Origin of the sequence: Ghiorsea bivora (assembly GCF_000744415.1) — a bacterium.
GTDB classification, from domain to species: Bacteria; Pseudomonadota; Zetaproteobacteria; order Mariprofundales; family Mariprofundaceae; genus Ghiorsea; species Ghiorsea bivora.
Genome location: NZ_JQLW01000007.1, coordinates 40858 through 56585 on the forward strand (window position 1 = coordinate 40858; position 15728 = coordinate 56585).

The window sequence follows — 15728 nt, forward strand, 5'->3', positions numbered from 1 at the left end:
CATGGCTGATTTTGACTTATCGAATTTTCTCGCATCATTTTTTGATGAAGCTAGAGAGCGCTTAAGCGCTATTAATCAGGCCTTGGTTGCCTTTGAATCAGGTTCTTTGGATGAAGCTGGTTTGGTTGCAATGCGTAGGGATGCCCATACCATTAAAGGTTCGGCGCTGATGTTAGGTGTGAATGATATTGGTCGCATTGCCCATGTGTTTGAAGATATGGTGGAAGCCCTTATTGAACATGGAGATTGGCAACAGCCTTTGGCGCTACAGTTTTTATATGATTTGCATGATTTATTAGAAAAACGCCTGGCAGATGTTGATAACCCTGAGCTTATTGATACTAAAGCAGCTGAAGTAAAGTTTGCCGAGGTGATCGAAGCATTGAAGAAAGGTGGCGAAAAGACGGTTGTAGCAGACCAGAAGCCCCAAGAAGACTTAGCAACGTCTTTGGTTAAAGAAGTAGAAGCTTTAAATGCCGTAGATTCTGAAACTTTAACAAATAGTCACGAACACATTGATGTAAATATTGAAGCTGATGATGAGCTAAGTTTGACCAATATTAATGTAGAATTGGCATCTGCTTTTCCAGAATCAAAAGAGCAAGAGGCTGGGCAAGACTCTATTGTAGACAGCCTTAATGAAGAAACTGTTTTTGAGATACCAATACTTGAGTCAGAATCCCCTTTTAGGCCTGTATCAAACTTTGATGATAAAAAAGCCGTGGGTGAACGAAAAAGTTCAGGGCGTTTCTTGCGTGTTGATGCAGAGCGCTTAGAAGCATTATCACACCATATTATTGAAATGAGTACGGCACAAAGTCGCCACGGGCAACGCGATCAAAAGCTCAAAGAAGCACAGTTGGGATTGCGACTGTTGAAACGAGAATGGCAACAGATGCGTTATAAGTTTGCGCAACAACCAAGTATGGCGGCATCATTAAAGGTGATGGATAGTTTGATTGAAGATCAGTTGCGCAAGACACAGCAATTGATGGAAGAATCAAGGTTTCAGGTTGAACATCAAAGTTTGACTTTAAAGGAGTTGAGGGATCAGGTTTTAGCGCTTATGTTGCGACCACTTGATAGTGTGTTTGCAACCTTTCCCCGTGCTGTACGAGATATAGCATCTAAAATTGGTAAACGTGTGCAGTTGGTTGTGGATGGTAAATCCGTTGAAATGGACCAAGGCGTGGCTGAATCATTGGTTGAGCCGCTGATTCACCTTTTGAATAATGCTGTGGCACATGGCATTGAAGATAGTGATGAGCGCCAACGTTTAGGTAAACCCGAAAGTGGGCAAGTAACGATTGTTGCACGGCAAAATGGTAGTGAAGTACAAATTGAAGTTATCGATGATGGTCGTGGAATTAATCCTGATGTTATTCGCAAGGCAGCTGTTGAGCGTGGGGTAACCACGCAAGATGAGATTGATTTGATGGATTCAGCTGAAGTACTAGAGCTTATCTTTAGACCTGGTTTTTCAACGTTAAAAGAAGTGGATGAGATGGCAGGTCGTGGCATTGGTATGAATATTGTTCAGGATGCTATTCGTAAGCTGACAGGTTCAATTAAAATTCATTCGGAAGTGGGGCAGGGTACGCGCTTTATTATTTCAGTGCCTATTAGTATTGCTGTACAAGAAGCATTGATGTTTAAGATTGGTGGACAGCGTTATGGTATGTTGACCCACCTGATCGAACAAGCCATTGTTTATAACGAAAAAAATATTACGCATGGTGTAGCTGGTAAACGCTTTTTAAGTTATGATAACCATCAAGTGCCTATTGTTGATTTACGCCCTATGATGTATGGCAGTGATATGAATTTATCAGATACACCTTATATTATTGTTGCCGAACACATTGAAGGTTTTGTTGGTATTTTAGTGGATGAATTGTTGGGTGATGGCGAAGTGGTGGTGCATGACTTAGACCCATATATCAAGCGTTACCAACCACAAGGTTTGATGGGTAACACCATTGTAGAGGATGGTTCAGTGATGATGCTTCTTGAGCCATATGGTATCAAGGAAATGGGTCGAACCTCTCCAAACCAAGTCATAGATATTGTACTTAAAGAAGAAGATAAGTTACGTTTTAATGTATTGTTGGTTGATGATTCACTTATTGCCAGAGAAGTTGAAAAAAGTATTTTTGAAAACTTAGGTTTTGTGGTTGAAACAGCGATTGATGGTATGGATGCGTTGGAAAAATTAGAATCCTCAACATATGATATGATTGTTACGGACTTAGAAATGCCACGTTTGGACGGTTTTGGTTTGGTTCGCCAAATCCGTAATCAGCCCCAATATGAAGACTTGCCTATAATGGTGATTTCAACCCGAGAAAGCTCAGAAGACCGCTTGCGGGCGCTTGAAGCTGGTGCTGATTCATACTTGGTTAAACAACATCTCGATGCAGATTCCATTATTGCAACAGTGAAAGCTTTGGTTGGCCCACTGCTTGTAGAAGAAAGGGGTATTGCTTCGACAACTGATAAGCCTAAAAGCATACAATGACACGTTTTTTACCTGTGCCTGATTACCACATGCACACGCCTCGCTGCAATCACGCCAAGGGTACAATTGATGAATATGCACAAGCTGCAGTAGATGCTGGGCTGACAGAAATAGGCATGTCTGACCATTCTCCTATGCCCAATGGTTTTGATAAAGCATGGCGTATGGATGAATCTGAGCTTGATTCCTTTCTTGAAGAACTTGAAGCAGCACAGCAGAAATTTAAAGGGAAATTGTTGATTAAGGCTGCGCTTGAAGTGGATTATTATGAGGGCGCAGAGGCGTATATCCAGTATTTAGCCGCTTATTATGATTGGGACTACTTGATGGGTTCGGTTCACTTTATTGGCGATTGGGGTTTTGATAATCCTGATGAAGTCAGTCAATTTGAACATTGTGACATTGAGCAAGCCTATATAGATTACTTTAGATTGGTTGAGCTGTCGGCAGCAAGTGGTTTATTTGATAGTATTGGTCACCCTGATTTGATTAAAAAATTCGGTCACCGTGCACCTACAGGGTCTGTTGCAGTTTTAGAAGCTGAAAATAAGATGTTACAAGCAGTAAAACAAGCAGATGTCGCCCTAGAAATAAGTTCTGCGGGTTTGAGAAAGCCTGTTAAAGAAATTTATCCGCACGTCGGAATGGTTGAGCGAGCCGTAGCGCTTGGTATTCCTTTTGTTTATGGGTCTGACGCACATGCGCCAGCAGAAGTTGGTCATGCAATGCAGACTTGTTTGCAGCTATTACATCAATTTGGTGCTGTAGAGGTTGCTTGTTTTCATAAGCGTCAACGCAAGATGTTTTCCTTTGTAGAGCAAGTATGAAAACTGTATTAATTACAGGTGCTTCGGGTGGTTTTGGCATTGAGTTTGCCATTCAACTTGAAAAACAAGGTTATGCTTTGTTATTGCATGGGCGCGATAAAGCCCGCTTAAAACTCACGTTGGATGCGCTTGAATATCCAGAGCGTCATCAGTTTGTGTTTGCCGACTTATCTTCACGCAAAGAAACAGAAGATTTGATCGATACGCTTGCCAAAGAAGATGTATATGGTTTGGTGAATAATGCGGGTTTTGGTGTGTGGGGCGGCTTTGCTGAAACTGAATGTGTGGCGCAGGTTGATGTGTTGCGCGTAGATTTGATTGCGCCAGTCATGCTTGCCCATGCATTGATTCCAACATTAAAGCGTAATCAAGGGTTTATGATTAACGTTTCTTCCTTAGCCGGGGAGACTCCGCTTCCTTATATGGCAACGTATGCCGCCGTCAAAGCAGGGATGACATTTTGGAGTGAAGCCATTCGTACCGAACATCAACAAGAGCTTCGTGTCGTCACTTTGGCGCCAGGTCCTTCACCCACAGGATTTAGGGATATATCTGGCGCACCCAAAGGTAAAGGCGGTGCATTCAGTACATCAGCCGAGAAGGTGGTAAGTGCTTCGCTACAAACATTGCAGGCGGGTGGTGGTTATTGTGTTCCGGGTTGGCGGCACAAATTATTGTGGTGTATTCAGAAATTAATGCCTCGATTTTTATCGTTGTCTTTGATGGCATATTACCTTAGAAAATAACACTTATATCAGTGCCAGATACACCCTTTGCATGGAAACTACGCTTATCCAAACGAGCCAAACGCCCTAGAATCACAATTAATGTATATGGTGATGTTGTATTGGTTTGGCCACATACGATGTCGCAACGAGGTATATCGAATATGTTGCAAACGCATACAGCGTGGGTTTTAAAACATCTTCAAGCCATTGGTGATAAATCTAAGCATAGCGTTGTGTTGCCGAAGCAAATATATCTTCCTGCCTTAACACAAACTTGGTTGGTTAAGTATGAAGAGGGCAAAGGCAGGTTGCGTACGTCAAAAGAGCAGCATACGTTAACTTTAATAGGCAACCTTGAAGACAAAGCAGCATTACAAGGTGCTTTAAGACGATGGTTAAAACAACAAGCTAAATTATATTTGAATGTTTGTTTAGCGCAAACGGCAGCAGTGATGGGGCTTGATTATCAGTCAGTAAGTATTCGATTACAAAAAAAACGCTGGGGAAGCTGCTCGGCAAAAGGCAATATAAGCTTAAATGCAGCATTATTATTTTTGCCAGATTTTTTGGTGCAGCATGTGCTGACGCATGAGTTGGCACATTTAAAGCACCTCAATCATTCCAAAGCATTTTGGGCAGAGGTCGAAAAGTTTGAGCCTGAATACAAAGAAAATAGGCGTTTATTAAAACAATATACAAAACATGTCCCTGCTTGGCTGACAGAGCAGTTGTGATGCGCTTGCATAACAAAAAGGAAAAGGTAATGATATTGCCATGAAAAAAGATGATTTTCGCCAATATAACTTGGCAGATACTGTAATAGGGCATATTGATAAAGCTTTAAACAATATTTTTTGCCCGCAAACGGCATACCGAGCGTATCCAGCTGAGCAAGTGGGTGAAGACAGTTTGTCCGCTGAACAAAAAAAGAAAGCCGCAGGGTTGATGCGGGTCAATCATGCAGGTGAAATGGCGGCACAAGCCTTGTATCATGGGCAAGCTTTAATTGCGCGTGACCCAACATTGAAAGACAAACTGCAACAAGCCTCCGATGAAGAAGTTGATCATTTGAATTGGTGTAGAACCCGCTTGCAAGAGTTGGGTGAACAACCCTCCAAACTTGATCCGTTGTGGTATGTGGGTTCATTTGCCATTGGCATGGCAGCAGGTGCAGTGGGAGATAGATGGAATTTGGGTTTTTTAGCAGAAACGGAATACCAAGTGGTGTCGCATTTAGAAGGGCATTTGCAAAACTTACCTGAAGAAGATAAACGCAGCCGCGCCATCGTCGAACAAATGAAAACCGATGAGCTGGGTCATGCTCACTTGGCAGAAGATTTGGGCGCTGCTAAGTTGCCAAATGTGGTCAAATCAGGTATGAAATTAACATCCAAAGTGATGACAGGTTTATCCGAAAAAATATAAATGAGTGCTGATACCAACTTTGATGATTTAACAGAACATTTTCAAAAGAAAATTTATGGTAGCCAAAAGGGTAAAATAAGACTTGCTGTACTCAACCGTGATTTAGAGCAAGTTGTGCCGCGTTGGGGAAAGAGTGGTTTGTCTGTGCTTGATTTGGGGGCAGGGCTTGGTCAAATGGGTGTGCAACTGGCAGCGCAAGGTCACCAAGTCTGTATGAATGATATATCTGAACGCATGTTGGCTGTGGCTAGAGCACAAGCAGAGCAAATGAATGTTGCTGATCAAATAGAATGGCAGCATGGTGCATTTCAAGACTTGGATAATCGTGCTTACGATGTGGTGCTTTGTCATGCTGTACTAGAATGGTTAAGTCACCCCGAAATATTGATGAAGAAGCTTGCAGAGCTGACCCAGCAGCATAGTTTTGTGTCACTAATGTTTTATAATTTGGATGCTTTGGTATTTCATAACCTTATTCGCGGTAATTTTAATAAAATAAAAAACAAAGAATTTTCAGGTATGAAAGGTGGTTTAACACCACCCAACCCCGTTAAACCTGCTTGGGTTAGGTCGAAACTTGCTGAGCATGGTTTTACTGTTGTTCAGCAAAGTGGCATTCGTGTTTTTTCTGATTATGTAGGTATCAAACGGGGTGGAAACACATCAGATGCCGATGTGCTTGCGATGGAGCTTGCGTATTCACAAGTTGAGCCATATATACATATGGGTCGTTATATTCATTTTGTTTGTCAAAAGAGCTAAACCTGATGATTCATGAAATACTATGGTAGCCTTGCTTGCCTCTTTATTCGGAATAAATCTTTCATTCATTGTTGCTAAGCATAGCTACAATGTCTTTTAAATTCGTTGCAAACAAAGCTTCTGGGTAATCATTAAGTCAGTTAATAAACCATCTTATATCATCTATTGCTAATATAATAATCTTCATTTATGCTTCGGGTTATGGAAATGATACCGAAAGAACAAATACAAACAGCAAGTGAAGGTTTGAAAGCCATCGCGCACGAAGTGCGTTTATCTGTGTTATGTCATTTGATGGATGGTCCACTTTGTGTTCACGACTTGATTGAACGCACAGGTTCTTCACAGTCTAATCTGTCACAGCACTTATCAAAAATGCGTATGATGGGTATTTTGAACCATGAAAAACGTGGTCAGCAAGTATATTATAGTATTGCAAATCCACAATTTGAGACCTTATTACAAGCGTTGCAAAACATTTATTGTCCAGATGTTTGCAGTCGATAAATAATCATAAAGAAATAAAAAAGGAGTATTAAAATGTCAGTAGAACGTATTATTCATATCGTAGCAGGATTTTTTATCATGTTGTCCGTATTTTTGTCGGGTGCACCATTGAATGAACCCACTTGGTTATGGTTCACCTTATTTGTAGGTGCTAACCTTTTCCAATCAGGCATTACCCAATGGTGTTTGATGGGCATTATCCTAAAAAAACTTGGCCTTAAATCTGAAGCTGCTTGCAAGAGTTGCTAAGTGATGGCATGGGTTCAAGATAACTTACCGCTCGTTATTGCGTTTGCGATTGTCGGGTGGATGCTTTATGCAAGGGTGGTGCGACCAAAAATGTTAGGCATTAAAAAGATGACAGCAGGGGCTTACCCTGACTTTGATGAAGCACATACTTTGGTGGATGTGCGCTCAACAGGTGAATGGAATGGTGGGCGACCTGCCAATGCCATTCATATTCCACTCAATGAGTTTGAGCAAAAAATGCATAAAATACCCAAAGATAAACCGCTGATTTTGATTTGTGCATCAGGTATGCGTTCATCCATGGCAGCGAGCATAGCGGCAAAAGCGGGTCATAAAGATGTTTATAATTTTGCGGGTGGTTTTGGCAGCTGGTGCGCTGCGCAACTGCCAAGAAAGTGATTTGAAGTTGGTCGTTTAGTTTGCCTCAAGCTTTTGAATGTGATGATGCTTTATGGCTGATGCAAGAAGCGGGTGCCAATACGGTGAGTGTGCCTGCTGGCTCAGTTATATTTCATGATGGTGATGCGTGTAATACATATGTATTGGTAACATCTGGATCCATTCGTGTGCAGAAAAATGACCCCAATGGTAGAGAAATTCTTCTATATCGTGTTGAAGAAGGGCAAAACTGTATGCTTACAACCATCTGTGTGTTGGGTAAACAGCCATATTCCGCCGAGGGTGTTGCTGAGACAGATGTTGAGATGCTTGTGTTATCCATTTCAGCATTTGATGAGATGCTGATTAAGTCCGCTAGTTTTAGGCAATGTGTCATGCGAAATATTGGGCGGCGCATTTCAGATTTGATGGCACTTTTAGAAGATGTGGCTTTTGGACGTATGGATGTGCGGTTGGCAAAATTTCTACTCAAATATCAACAAGAAAATAAGGGTTTAATTTGTTGTACGCATAAACAAATTGCCACTGAACTTGGTACTGTGCGTGAGGTAATTAGCCGTTTACTCAAGGATTTTGAGCGAAAGACTTGGGTTAACTTAAGTCGAAACAAAGTTCAAATATTAGATATTGAGGCTTTGCAAAACCTTGTTGCTGCTCCAAGGTAACATTGTCACTGAACAATTGATGCGCATGTTTATGATACGCAAGCTGTTTTAATAGTTGAGCGATGATAGAGGTGTCATATGAAGCGTAATATATTTGTTGTATTGTTATTATCATTATTTTTGTCGGCTTGTGACCAAGGTGAGCCACAAGGTTACAGTATTATTTCTGTGACGGATGCTTATCAATTGGTAAAAGATCAAGATAAAGGTACCATCTTTTTGGATGTGCGTACGCCAGGGGAATACCAAAGCGGGCATGTTCCTCATGCTAAACTTATTCCTGTTCAAACATTAGCCAATCGGCTGAATGAAGTTCCTAAAGATAAAAAGATTGTTGTCTATTGTGAGTCTGGGGTTAGAGCGACTCGCGCTGCTGAACTTTTGGTTAACCAAGGTTATACCAATGTATTAAGTATGAAAGCGAGTATGCGTGGTTGGCGCTCAGCTGGTTTACCAACAGAAAAGTAGTATAATTATATTAACTATTGCTAATATAATTATACGCCTGTAATATTAGCATATCTTTGCATAAGAAGGAGAGAAAAACGTGGAAATTTCAGTACAAGATTTTCATCATGTTGTAGAAACAGGTGATTTTGATTATTGGGTTGATGTGCGAACCCCAGAAGAGTTTGCAGCACTACGAGCAGATTGTGTATTGGTAAAAAACCACCCCTTGGACCAAATTGATACATTGGATTTACCCAAGGATGCAAATATTTATCTAAGTTGCCGGTCTGGTGCGCGCTCTGGACAAGCACAAAGATTATTGATGCAAAAAGGTTATAAACATATAACCAATGTGATGGGTGGTATTATAGCGTGGGAAGCAGCAGGCTATCCAACAACACAAGGATAAGAGCATGTTTATCAAAAAACAAATGATCGCGGTGTTTGCGGTGATGTTGTTATTTTCAACACAAGCGACGGCTTGTGGTATGGGTGAAGTGACAGCAGAAGGTTATGAAAATGCATCGATTACTCATGCGTATCAACATTGGAGCCAAGGCAAACACACGCAGATACCCTTTGCATTTGTTGATGTGCGCACGGCTAAAGAATATAAGGCTGGTCATGTTCCCGGTGCGGTGAATATTCCTGTTTCAGATATTACAATGCGCATGAATGAGTTGTCTAAAAACAAACAACTCTATGTTTATTGTGAAGCAGGTGTCAGGGCAGCCAAGGCATCGGCAATGTTAGCCAAAGCAGGTTTTCATGTTGAAAATCTACCCGAAAGTATGGCTGGATGGCGTAAAGCGGGTTACCCCGTAGAAAAATAATCATAAGGCAGCCTACAAATACGTAGGCTGCCTTTTTTATGCAATAAACATATCCATAAGGAGATAATCATGATTTTTAGACAACTGTTTGATGAAGCAACATGGACTTATACTTATATTGTAGCAGATGAAGCTACAAAAGAAGCATTGATTATTGATGCGGTACTGGAAAAGGTGGAGCGTGATGCTGCTTTGATTGCAGAGCTTGGTTTGAAATTAAAGTATGCAGTGGAAACACATGTACATGCTGATCATATTACAGGTGCAGGCATGTTGCGTGAACGCACAGGTTGTCAAACAGGCGTGGCAGCATCGGAAAACGTTGATTGTGCTGACCTTCATTTGAATGATAATGATGTGCTTAAGCTGGGTGACTTGGAAGTCAAAGTATTAACGACACCAGGTCATACATCAGGCTGCTTAACTTTTGTGTGCGAAAACAAAGTGTTTACAGGTGATGCATTGTTTATCCGAGGCTGTGGACGTACAGACTTCCAAGCAGGTGATGCGGACACATTATATACCTCAATCACTGAAAAGATTTTCCCTTTGGGAGATGAAAAAGAAGTTTATCCAGGTCATGATTATAAAGGTATGACCATGTCTACCATTGCCGAAGAAAAAACACTCAATCCACGGGTGAAGTTAGGGCGTAAGGGTTTTGTCGATTTGATGAACAATTTAAACTTGCCTATGCCTAAACACATTCAAAAAGCAGTGCCTGCAAATCAGGTTTGCGGTTTGATTGAAGGGCAAGGTTAATAACAAAGAGGGGCTTGAACTACGAAGGCTCTGAACAGTCATCAATTTGTATTGTGCGCTGTAAACCTTCTTAATAACCTAGCTATGACGTGCGCTTTACACCTAGACTTTGAATATTTCGAACCCAAATTACATTATTTGGACTTGTTTAGAGCTTTCCCAAGGAAAAATGGAGGAGGGAAGCGTGAAACATACAATTATTATTGTAGGTGAGTATGTACTTCCAAGTTCTATTGGGATGTATTGCTTAAAGGCGAAAAACTAGGTGAATAATTTAAGCGCTTTCTTGGATACATAAGCGGGGTTGTTATCTATATAACAATCCCGCTTTTTCTAAAAAAATAATTGATATAGTGAGAGTATAAACCAATGGAAACAATGATGATTTTTGGATTAATAAGTGCTGTGTTTATGGGCATGACACTGGGTGTATTTGGTGCTGGCGGCTCGATATTAACGGTACCTATCCTCGTATTTTTGATGGGTGTCTCAGCCTCTGAAGCGACAGCATATTCTTTGTTTATTGTGGGTATTACAGCTCTTTTTGGTGCATATTCTTATTATAAAAAAGATTTGATACGCTTTAAAATGGGTTTTATTTTTGCTATCCCAGCCTTTATTGGTGTTTATAGTGTGCGGCTGTTACTTATGCCTGCGCTTCCTGAACATATTGCCAATTTTGGTGATTATAGTTTGAGTAAAGATGCGCTGGTATTGATTGTTTTTTCAGTGATTATGATTATGGCAGCTTATGCAATGATTAAACCTTCAAAAGTTGATACCGCAGGTGAGAAAAAACAGCTGAATTTACCTTTGATTGCTGTTGAAGGGTTGGTTGTAGGTTCTGTGACAGGTTTTGTTGGTGCAGGTGGTGGCTTTTTAATTATTCCTGCTTTGGTTGTGCTTGCAGGTTTGGGTATGAAAGAGGCCGTGGGTACATCATTGATGATTATTGCCTTTAAATCTATCTTAGGATTTATTGGTGACATTCAATCAGGCATGGTCATTGATTGGGTTTTATTGTTTGAAGTTACCGGTTTATCGATTATTGGTGCACTTATTGGTGAGCGCTTGAGTCGTAACCTTGACGGTAATAAACTTAAACCTATCTTTGGCTATTTTGTATTGATTATGGGCATTGCGATGTTACTTCGTGAAGTATTTGAGGGCTGATAACATGAAATGGATACTACCTTTGTTGTTGAGTTTATTGTGGAGCCAATTGTGGGGTCAATGGGCTTATGCCGCTACATATCCTTTTGCTCTGCATATTCAAGGCTCAGCTTTTAATACGCAAGAGCGGCTTGCGCTAAGTGATATTGGTGAAGGCAAAACTCATATTGTGGTGAATTTTAGAAGCAAGGGGGGAAAGGCTTATGTTTTGGATATGCAATATAAGAAACTTGCGGCAAATCGCTCCTATCCTACCAATCTCGATATTACAGTTAAAGATGCGCAGGGGCATAAGCTTGGTTATTTATTTTTTGCCTTGAACCGCTTGGCTTTTTTGAAGCAAATAGGTGTGTTTGGCTTTAAGGTAGATATTGATGGTGAGCCTGTAGATATTCAATTTGTGTGGTCTGGGCATAAAAAAGGGCATTTGCAAACCAAAGATTTAACTCAAGAACGTTTTTTCCAAGATACCTTGGTGCCTAAGTGGGGATTTCAGGTGATTCGTTCTGTCGTGTTGAAAGAGAGAAACATCAATACACTGTTGGCAACTTATAAGCTGGGTGAACATCCATACGCAGTAAACTACACGATTGTTAACCGTGCCAATGGTGGTATTCGCTTTAAGCATCAGTTATATCGCTTGGTTCAAGGTAAACAACACTTGGTGTCATCAGTTTACTTCAATGCAGATGATATAAAAACTTTGCGTGAAGTGATGTTTGCAGGTAAACATTTTGATGCCAATGATGGTGTGTTTAAACTGGTGTTTTATCCAGCATTGGGACAAACCGAGCCGAAAAATATTAAGTGAGCCCAACGCCCTTACTTATTTGGCTCTACACGTTTGCGTTTGCGGCGGTACACAGTCTTTTGGTAAGCCAAGCGGTCAAAAAGTATGCCTATCAGTTTGGCTTGCAAATACACCATTATAGGCTGCTTTATTTACGGGTAGGGGTGCTGCCACGTTTGTCTGGCTGTATTGTTTTGGCGGTATTGCAGCCTATTGATGGTGCGGTATTCTTGGGCTTGAAAAAAGCAGTGCAACAAACTGACAATTGTACAAGGCGTGTTTAAATATATTCGTCACCCCATGTATATAGGATTTATGTTGTTTTTATGGGCATACTATGGTCAGCTTTTACTTTGTTCTGGTTGTAAGCCTATATTTTATCATAGGCTCAAAGCTTGAAGAGAAACGTATGTTAGCGGAACACCCTGATAATGCAGACTATTAGCAAAAGGTCGGGGGCTTTTATTCCCAAATAATTTTAGGAGATTTAAAAATGTCAATTGTGAACATACCAGACTGGGAAACCTTATATCAAGCGCAAGATACGGGTTGGGATAGAGGAGAAGTTAGTCCTGCATTGCATAGTTTTATGGCTAAAGGTGCATTCAAGCGTGTAAAAAGCGTTTTGATTCCTGGTTGTGGCCGTGGTTATGAAGTGCTTGAGCTGGCGAGGCTTGGTTATGAAGTTACAGCCTTGGATATCGCTCCTTCTGCCATCAGCCATCTTGAGCAAAGGTTGAAAGATGAAGCCGTAAAAGCCAACACGGCATGTGTAAATATTTTTGCCTATGAAGCCGCTGAACGTTTTGATGTGGTGTATGAGCAAACATGTTTATGTGCCATTGCCCCTTCAGAACGTGAAAAGTATGCCCAAGCTGTCCATGGCTGGTTAAAACCCAATGGAAAGTTGTTGTTAAATTTGATGCAAACAGGTGATGTTGGAGGCCCTCCATTTCATTGTGATTTGATGGATGTTAAGCAGTTGTTTCCTGATGAACTGTGGCATTGGCAAGAAGGACCTCCTTTTATGACAGAACGTGGCAAAGATAGTGTGTCACCACGTTTTGAGCTGGGTTATATTTTGGTGAAGAAAACATGAAGAGTTTTATCAAGAGTTTACCGTATCCATTGTTGTTCATCATGGCTGTTTTTATGGCATTTGCACCTTTTCAAGCTGAGCCACATTTGGTGCAAAAGTTTGATATGTTTATGGCAGGTAAACTTAGTAAACCACTGGATATATTCGATTTATTTTGGCATTTGTTACCCATGATTTTGCTGGTAACAAAATTTTTCCTTTCACAAAAGGAAAAGTAGTCTTTATGAAAGGCTCTTGTTTTACTATTTTGAAATACAAAATAGTTTTAAGCATAAAATTTGCTAAGCTTCGTCCAATAATCATATCGAGAGGGAAACATGGCTGAACAACAAGCAACAGATGATACACCAATCTTTAATTTACAAAGGATTTATGTAAAAGACATTTCTTTTGAAAATCCAAATTCTCCAGAGGTGTTTGCTGAAGCCAATAAGCAGCCTAAAGTGAAAATGAGCATGGATTTATCGCATCGCAAGGTGAACGATGAACATTGGGAAGTGATCATTAAAATCAATGCGGAAACTCGGGTACAAGAGTCGGATAAATTGGTGTTTGAAATTGAAGTAGAACAGGCAGGCGTATTTTTCTTCCATAATATTCCTGAAGAGCACATTCCTTTGCTTTTGAATGTGGATTGTCCAACGATTATTTTTCCATATACACGCCAAATTATTAGTCAATTAAGTGTAGATGGTGGGTTTATGCCGTTTACGCTTGAGCCTGTAAACTTTAATGCATTGTATCAAGCCAAGCTGCAAGAGGTCAAAGAAAAAGAAAACGTAACTGTACAATAATCGTGGTGGGGTGCAATTAAGGAGATACTGATTTATCGGCATCCTGCCAAAAATCAGGTCGAGAAAGGAAAAGCGCGGTTTTCCTTTCTCTTACAAGTCAAACGCTTACGCTATTGATTTGGCAGCCCATGGACGGGCTGTACGGAAGCACTGAATAAATCAACGCTTCCTTAAGCGTTCACACCCAACCAAACCATATGTTTACTGCCTTTTTTACTATGCGCACGACATGGGACTTCTGTGGTTTGAAAACCAGCTTGTTTCATACGTTTGGTAAAACGTGGCTCAGGAAATGCAGACCACACAGCAAAAATACCTTTAGGTTTTAAAGCTTTTTTCGCAGCTTTAAGACCATTGAGACTATACAAAGTACCATTTTCTTGGCGCGTTAAACCCTCTGGTCCATTATCGACATCAAGCAAAATCGCATCGTATTCATTATTGTTGTCACGCATCAGCAGCCCCACATCGCCTTGAAACACGGAAACACGATTGTCTTGCAATGGGTTCCCTGCAAGTGCTGCGAGATGGCTTTGATTCCATTGTATCACGGCGGGCACAAGCTCTGCGACCGTAATTTTAGCTTGTTTGTGTGAATGTTTTAATGCTTCAGCCAAGGTAAAACCCATACCCAGACCACCAATGAGAATATGGGCATCGGTTTTGTGGCGAATAGGTTTGCAACCAAGCTCGGCTAGAATATCCTCAGAAGAATGCATGCGGCTGTTCATCAATTCGGAATAACCTGTTTTGATTGAATACTCATCACCCCGTTGATATAACTTCATATCATGTGCTTCACCAGCAACAGTGGTACTATCCAATAGTTTCCATGGTCTCATCTTTTATCCTGTTTACTCAACATCTGGCCATGGGCTGTTGTTTGCTTTTGGCTTACCATTCTTCTCATCCAACATTTCTTTATATAAAGCTTCAACTTTGGTTCTTGCCCATGGTGTTTTGCGTAAAAAAGCGAGGCTGGATTTGATGGATGGGTTCATATTAAAGCAGCGAATTTTGACATATATGCCCAATTCACCCCAGCCATAGTATGATACCAGTTCTTCCAATATCATTTTCAGGGTTTTGCCGTGCATAGGGTCTTGCTGAGTGCGTTGATTCATGGTTGTTGAAACCTATAGTGGAGTTGATATAAATAAAGGTTTACCCCTGCGTTAGGCTCTGTAATGCCAGCATTGGATAAATGTCTAGCCCTAGCAATGAAAGACCACTCACTGTTGAGCTCAATACCAACACCAACAAACGAATTGAATTCAAAAGCGGTATCTAAGCGGTTGGTTTTTGCAGGGCGTGAAAATAGGTGAGGCCCAAAACCTGCTTCAAAAAAGAAATTGCCTGCTTCGGTATTTATACTTTGACTGCGTACCATAAGGTTTGCTGAAAGATGATATGCCGTTTCATTGCTTCGATCCCACCAGCTTTTGGCAATACCAATGTCCAAATAGGGTTCATGTAAATATTCTTCTAAAATATGTAAAGGTGGTGTGACATGTTGAATAAAATCAATTTGTAGCCACTGATTCACATCAATGCCATGCCCATAACTTACGGCAACTTCTTGAGGTATGAAACTGGCGGCTTTGGCTAAGTTAGGGGAAGTTAAACTTAGGCATACAAAGCAATACAAGGAGATTAATTGGCGTATTTTCATTTTCATAAGTCGTTATCATGAAGCTGATGTTATAAAATTCTACTATTTAATTGAATCAGCTCGACATAAGCTTTG

Annotated in this window: 24 protein-coding genes; 21 read left to right on the top strand and 3 right to left on the bottom strand. The window is 40.7% G+C overall.

The features are described from left to right. The first annotated feature begins 1 nt into the window (after position 1). From DM09_RS04595 to secB, 21 genes are all read left to right on the top strand, one after another. Positions 2-2518 (top strand): hybrid sensor histidine kinase/response regulator, encoded by a 2517-nt coding sequence (locus DM09_RS04595; protein WP_051938155.1) that lies wholly within the window; start codon positions 2-4, stop codon positions 2516-2518. Next, positions 2515-3345, top strand: a complete 831-nt coding sequence (hisJ, locus tag DM09_RS04600; RefSeq protein ID WP_038248016.1) for a histidinol-phosphatase HisJ — start codon at positions 2515-2517, stop codon at positions 3343-3345. Before DM09_RS04595 ends, hisJ begins: the two co-directional genes overlap by 4 nt. Continuing rightward, the gene (locus DM09_RS04605; protein WP_038248018.1) at positions 3342-4091 is read left to right on the top strand and encodes an SDR family NAD(P)-dependent oxidoreductase; all 750 of its coding nucleotides are present in this window, start codon (positions 3342-3344) and stop codon (positions 4089-4091) included. The genes hisJ and DM09_RS04605 overlap by 4 nt, the downstream gene beginning before the upstream one ends. An 11-nt stretch (positions 4092-4102) precedes the next feature. Beyond that, positions 4103-4807: a M48 family metallopeptidase gene (locus DM09_RS04610; protein WP_038248020.1), complete on the top strand. Its 705-nt coding sequence runs from the start codon at positions 4103-4105 to the stop codon at positions 4805-4807. A gap of 40 nt (positions 4808-4847) precedes the next feature. Further along, positions 4848-5498 (top strand): 2-polyprenyl-3-methyl-6-methoxy-1,4-benzoquinone monooxygenase, encoded by a 651-nt coding sequence (gene coq7 / locus DM09_RS04615; RefSeq protein WP_051938156.1) that lies wholly within the window; start codon positions 4848-4850, stop codon positions 5496-5498. Continuing rightward, positions 5499-6260, top strand: a complete 762-nt coding sequence (locus tag DM09_RS04620; protein ID WP_038248022.1) for a methyltransferase domain-containing protein — start codon at positions 5499-5501, stop codon at positions 6258-6260. It abuts the gene before it with no gap. Between the two features lie 201 nt (positions 6261-6461). After that, on the top strand, positions 6462-6767 hold the full coding sequence (locus DM09_RS04625) for an ArsR/SmtB family transcription factor (RefSeq protein ID WP_198401652.1): 306 nt from the start codon (positions 6462-6464) through the stop codon (positions 6765-6767). A 33-nt stretch (positions 6768-6800) separates the two neighbouring features. Then, positions 6801-7016 (top strand): YgaP family membrane protein, encoded by a 216-nt coding sequence (locus tag DM09_RS04630; RefSeq protein WP_038248026.1) that lies wholly within the window; start codon positions 6801-6803, stop codon positions 7014-7016. 3 nt (positions 7017-7019) lie between these two features. Further along, positions 7020-7415, top strand: a complete 396-nt coding sequence (locus tag DM09_RS04635) for a rhodanese-like domain-containing protein (RefSeq protein ID WP_038248459.1) — start codon at positions 7020-7022, stop codon at positions 7413-7415. A gap of 20 nt (positions 7416-7435) precedes the next feature. Beyond that, complete coding sequence (locus tag DM09_RS04640; protein WP_038248028.1) at positions 7436-8080, top strand: Crp/Fnr family transcriptional regulator; 645 nt, start codon at positions 7436-7438, stop codon at positions 8078-8080. Positions 8081-8158: 78 nt separating this feature from the next. Then, the gene (locus tag DM09_RS04645; RefSeq protein WP_038248030.1) at positions 8159-8548 is read left to right on the top strand and encodes a rhodanese-like domain-containing protein; all 390 of its coding nucleotides are present in this window, start codon (positions 8159-8161) and stop codon (positions 8546-8548) included. Positions 8549-8627: 79 nt separating this feature from the next. After that, the gene (locus DM09_RS04650) at positions 8628-8939 is read left to right on the top strand and encodes a rhodanese-like domain-containing protein (protein ID WP_038248032.1); all 312 of its coding nucleotides are present in this window, start codon (positions 8628-8630) and stop codon (positions 8937-8939) included. Positions 8940-8943: 4 nt separating this feature from the next. Beyond that, positions 8944-9363, top strand: coding sequence for a rhodanese-like domain-containing protein (locus tag DM09_RS04655; protein ID WP_038248033.1), 420 nt, complete (start codon positions 8944-8946; stop codon positions 9361-9363). Positions 9364-9432: 69 nt separating this feature from the next. Further along, the gene (locus tag DM09_RS04660) at positions 9433-10125 is read left to right on the top strand and encodes an MBL fold metallo-hydrolase (protein WP_038248035.1); all 693 of its coding nucleotides are present in this window, start codon (positions 9433-9435) and stop codon (positions 10123-10125) included. A 381-nt stretch (positions 10126-10506) separates the two neighbouring features. Continuing rightward, positions 10507-11298: a sulfite exporter TauE/SafE family protein gene (locus tag DM09_RS04665; RefSeq protein ID WP_232507750.1), complete on the top strand. Its 792-nt coding sequence runs from the start codon at positions 10507-10509 to the stop codon at positions 11296-11298. 4 nt (positions 11299-11302) lie between these two features. Beyond that, positions 11303-12109 (top strand): hypothetical protein, encoded by an 807-nt coding sequence (locus DM09_RS04670; RefSeq protein WP_157753599.1) that lies wholly within the window; start codon positions 11303-11305, stop codon positions 12107-12109. Next, positions 12106-12372 (top strand): hypothetical protein, encoded by a 267-nt coding sequence (locus tag DM09_RS11545; protein ID WP_157753600.1) that lies wholly within the window; start codon positions 12106-12108, stop codon positions 12370-12372. The genes DM09_RS04670 and DM09_RS11545 overlap by 4 nt, the downstream gene beginning before the upstream one ends. Before the next feature lie 16 nt (positions 12373-12388). After that, positions 12389-12487 (top strand): hypothetical protein, encoded by a 99-nt coding sequence (locus DM09_RS11855; protein WP_232507771.1) that lies wholly within the window; start codon positions 12389-12391, stop codon positions 12485-12487. 94 nt (positions 12488-12581) lie between these two features. Then, the gene (locus DM09_RS04675) at positions 12582-13187 is read left to right on the top strand and encodes a methyltransferase domain-containing protein (RefSeq protein WP_038248041.1); all 606 of its coding nucleotides are present in this window, start codon (positions 12582-12584) and stop codon (positions 13185-13187) included. Then, a complete protein-coding gene (locus DM09_RS04680; protein ID WP_038248043.1) occupies positions 13184-13405 on the top strand; it encodes a hypothetical protein in 222 nt (73 codons plus the stop codon). The genes DM09_RS04675 and DM09_RS04680 overlap by 4 nt, the downstream gene beginning before the upstream one ends. Positions 13406-13504: 99 nt before the next feature. Next, positions 13505-13981: a protein-export chaperone SecB gene (gene secB / locus DM09_RS04685; RefSeq protein WP_038248045.1), complete on the top strand. Its 477-nt coding sequence runs from the start codon at positions 13505-13507 to the stop codon at positions 13979-13981. A 170-nt stretch (positions 13982-14151) separates the two neighbouring features. Here the strand turns inward: secB and DM09_RS04690 are convergent, their stop codons facing one another. From DM09_RS04690 to DM09_RS11065, 3 genes are read right to left on the bottom strand one after another with little or no spacing between them, the layout of a single operon-like run. Then, on the bottom strand, positions 14152-14823 hold the full coding sequence (locus DM09_RS04690; RefSeq protein ID WP_038248047.1) for a spermine/spermidine synthase domain-containing protein: 672 nt from the start codon (positions 14821-14823) through the stop codon (positions 14152-14154). 12 nt (positions 14824-14835) lie between these two features. Continuing rightward, on the bottom strand, positions 14836-15105 hold the full coding sequence (locus tag DM09_RS04695) for a VF530 family protein (protein WP_038248051.1): 270 nt from the start codon (positions 15103-15105) through the stop codon (positions 14836-14838). Then, positions 15102-15659: an acyloxyacyl hydrolase gene (locus DM09_RS11065; RefSeq protein WP_051938158.1), complete on the bottom strand. Its 558-nt coding sequence runs from the start codon at positions 15657-15659 to the stop codon at positions 15102-15104. The genes DM09_RS04695 and DM09_RS11065 overlap by 4 nt, the downstream gene beginning before the upstream one ends. Positions 15660-15728: the final 69 nt, after the last annotated feature.

Bases quoted from the DNA above. Each gene is read 5' to 3' on its own strand.
- coq7 (WP_051938156.1), top strand. From the start codon at position 4,848: ATGAAAAAAGATGATTTTCGCCAATATAACTTGGCAGATACTGTAATA.
- DM09_RS04665 (WP_232507750.1), top strand. From the start codon at position 10,507: ATGATTTTTGGATTAATAAGTGCTGTGTTTATGGGCATGACACTGGGT.
- DM09_RS04620 (WP_038248022.1), top strand. From the start codon at position 5,499: ATGAGTGCTGATACCAACTTTGATGATTTAACAGAACATTTTCAAAAG.
- hisJ (WP_038248016.1), top strand. From the start codon at position 2,515: ATGACACGTTTTTTACCTGTGCCTGATTACCACATGCACACGCCTCGC.
- DM09_RS04675 (WP_038248041.1), top strand. From the start codon at position 12,582: ATGTCAATTGTGAACATACCAGACTGGGAAACCTTATATCAAGCGCAA.
- secB (WP_038248045.1), top strand. From the start codon at position 13,505: ATGGCTGAACAACAAGCAACAGATGATACACCAATCTTTAATTTACAA.
- DM09_RS04645 (WP_038248030.1), top strand. From the start codon at position 8,159: ATGAAGCGTAATATATTTGTTGTATTGTTATTATCATTATTTTTGTCG.
- DM09_RS04630 (WP_038248026.1), top strand. From the start codon at position 6,801: ATGTCAGTAGAACGTATTATTCATATCGTAGCAGGATTTTTTATCATG.
- DM09_RS04625 (WP_198401652.1), top strand. From the start codon at position 6,462: ATGGAAATGATACCGAAAGAACAAATACAAACAGCAAGTGAAGGTTTG.
- DM09_RS11065 (WP_051938158.1), bottom strand. From the start codon at position 15,659: ATGAAAATGAAAATACGCCAATTAATCTCCTTGTATTGCTTTGTATGC.
- DM09_RS04670 (WP_157753599.1), top strand. From the start codon at position 11,303: ATGAAATGGATACTACCTTTGTTGTTGAGTTTATTGTGGAGCCAATTG.
- DM09_RS04680 (WP_038248043.1), top strand. From the start codon at position 13,184: ATGAAGAGTTTTATCAAGAGTTTACCGTATCCATTGTTGTTCATCATG.
- DM09_RS04660 (WP_038248035.1), top strand. From the start codon at position 9,433: ATGATTTTTAGACAACTGTTTGATGAAGCAACATGGACTTATACTTAT.
- DM09_RS04635 (WP_038248459.1), top strand. From the start codon at position 7,020: ATGGCATGGGTTCAAGATAACTTACCGCTCGTTATTGCGTTTGCGATT.
- DM09_RS11855 (WP_232507771.1), top strand. From the start codon at position 12,389: ATGTATATAGGATTTATGTTGTTTTTATGGGCATACTATGGTCAGCTT.
- DM09_RS04595 (WP_051938155.1), top strand. From the start codon at position 2: ATGGCTGATTTTGACTTATCGAATTTTCTCGCATCATTTTTTGATGAA.
- DM09_RS04655 (WP_038248033.1), top strand. From the start codon at position 8,944: ATGTTTATCAAAAAACAAATGATCGCGGTGTTTGCGGTGATGTTGTTA.
- DM09_RS04690 (WP_038248047.1), bottom strand. From the start codon at position 14,823: ATGAGACCATGGAAACTATTGGATAGTACCACTGTTGCTGGTGAAGCA.
- DM09_RS04605 (WP_038248018.1), top strand. From the start codon at position 3,342: ATGAAAACTGTATTAATTACAGGTGCTTCGGGTGGTTTTGGCATTGAG.
- DM09_RS04695 (WP_038248051.1), bottom strand. From the start codon at position 15,105: ATGAATCAACGCACTCAGCAAGACCCTATGCACGGCAAAACCCTGAAA.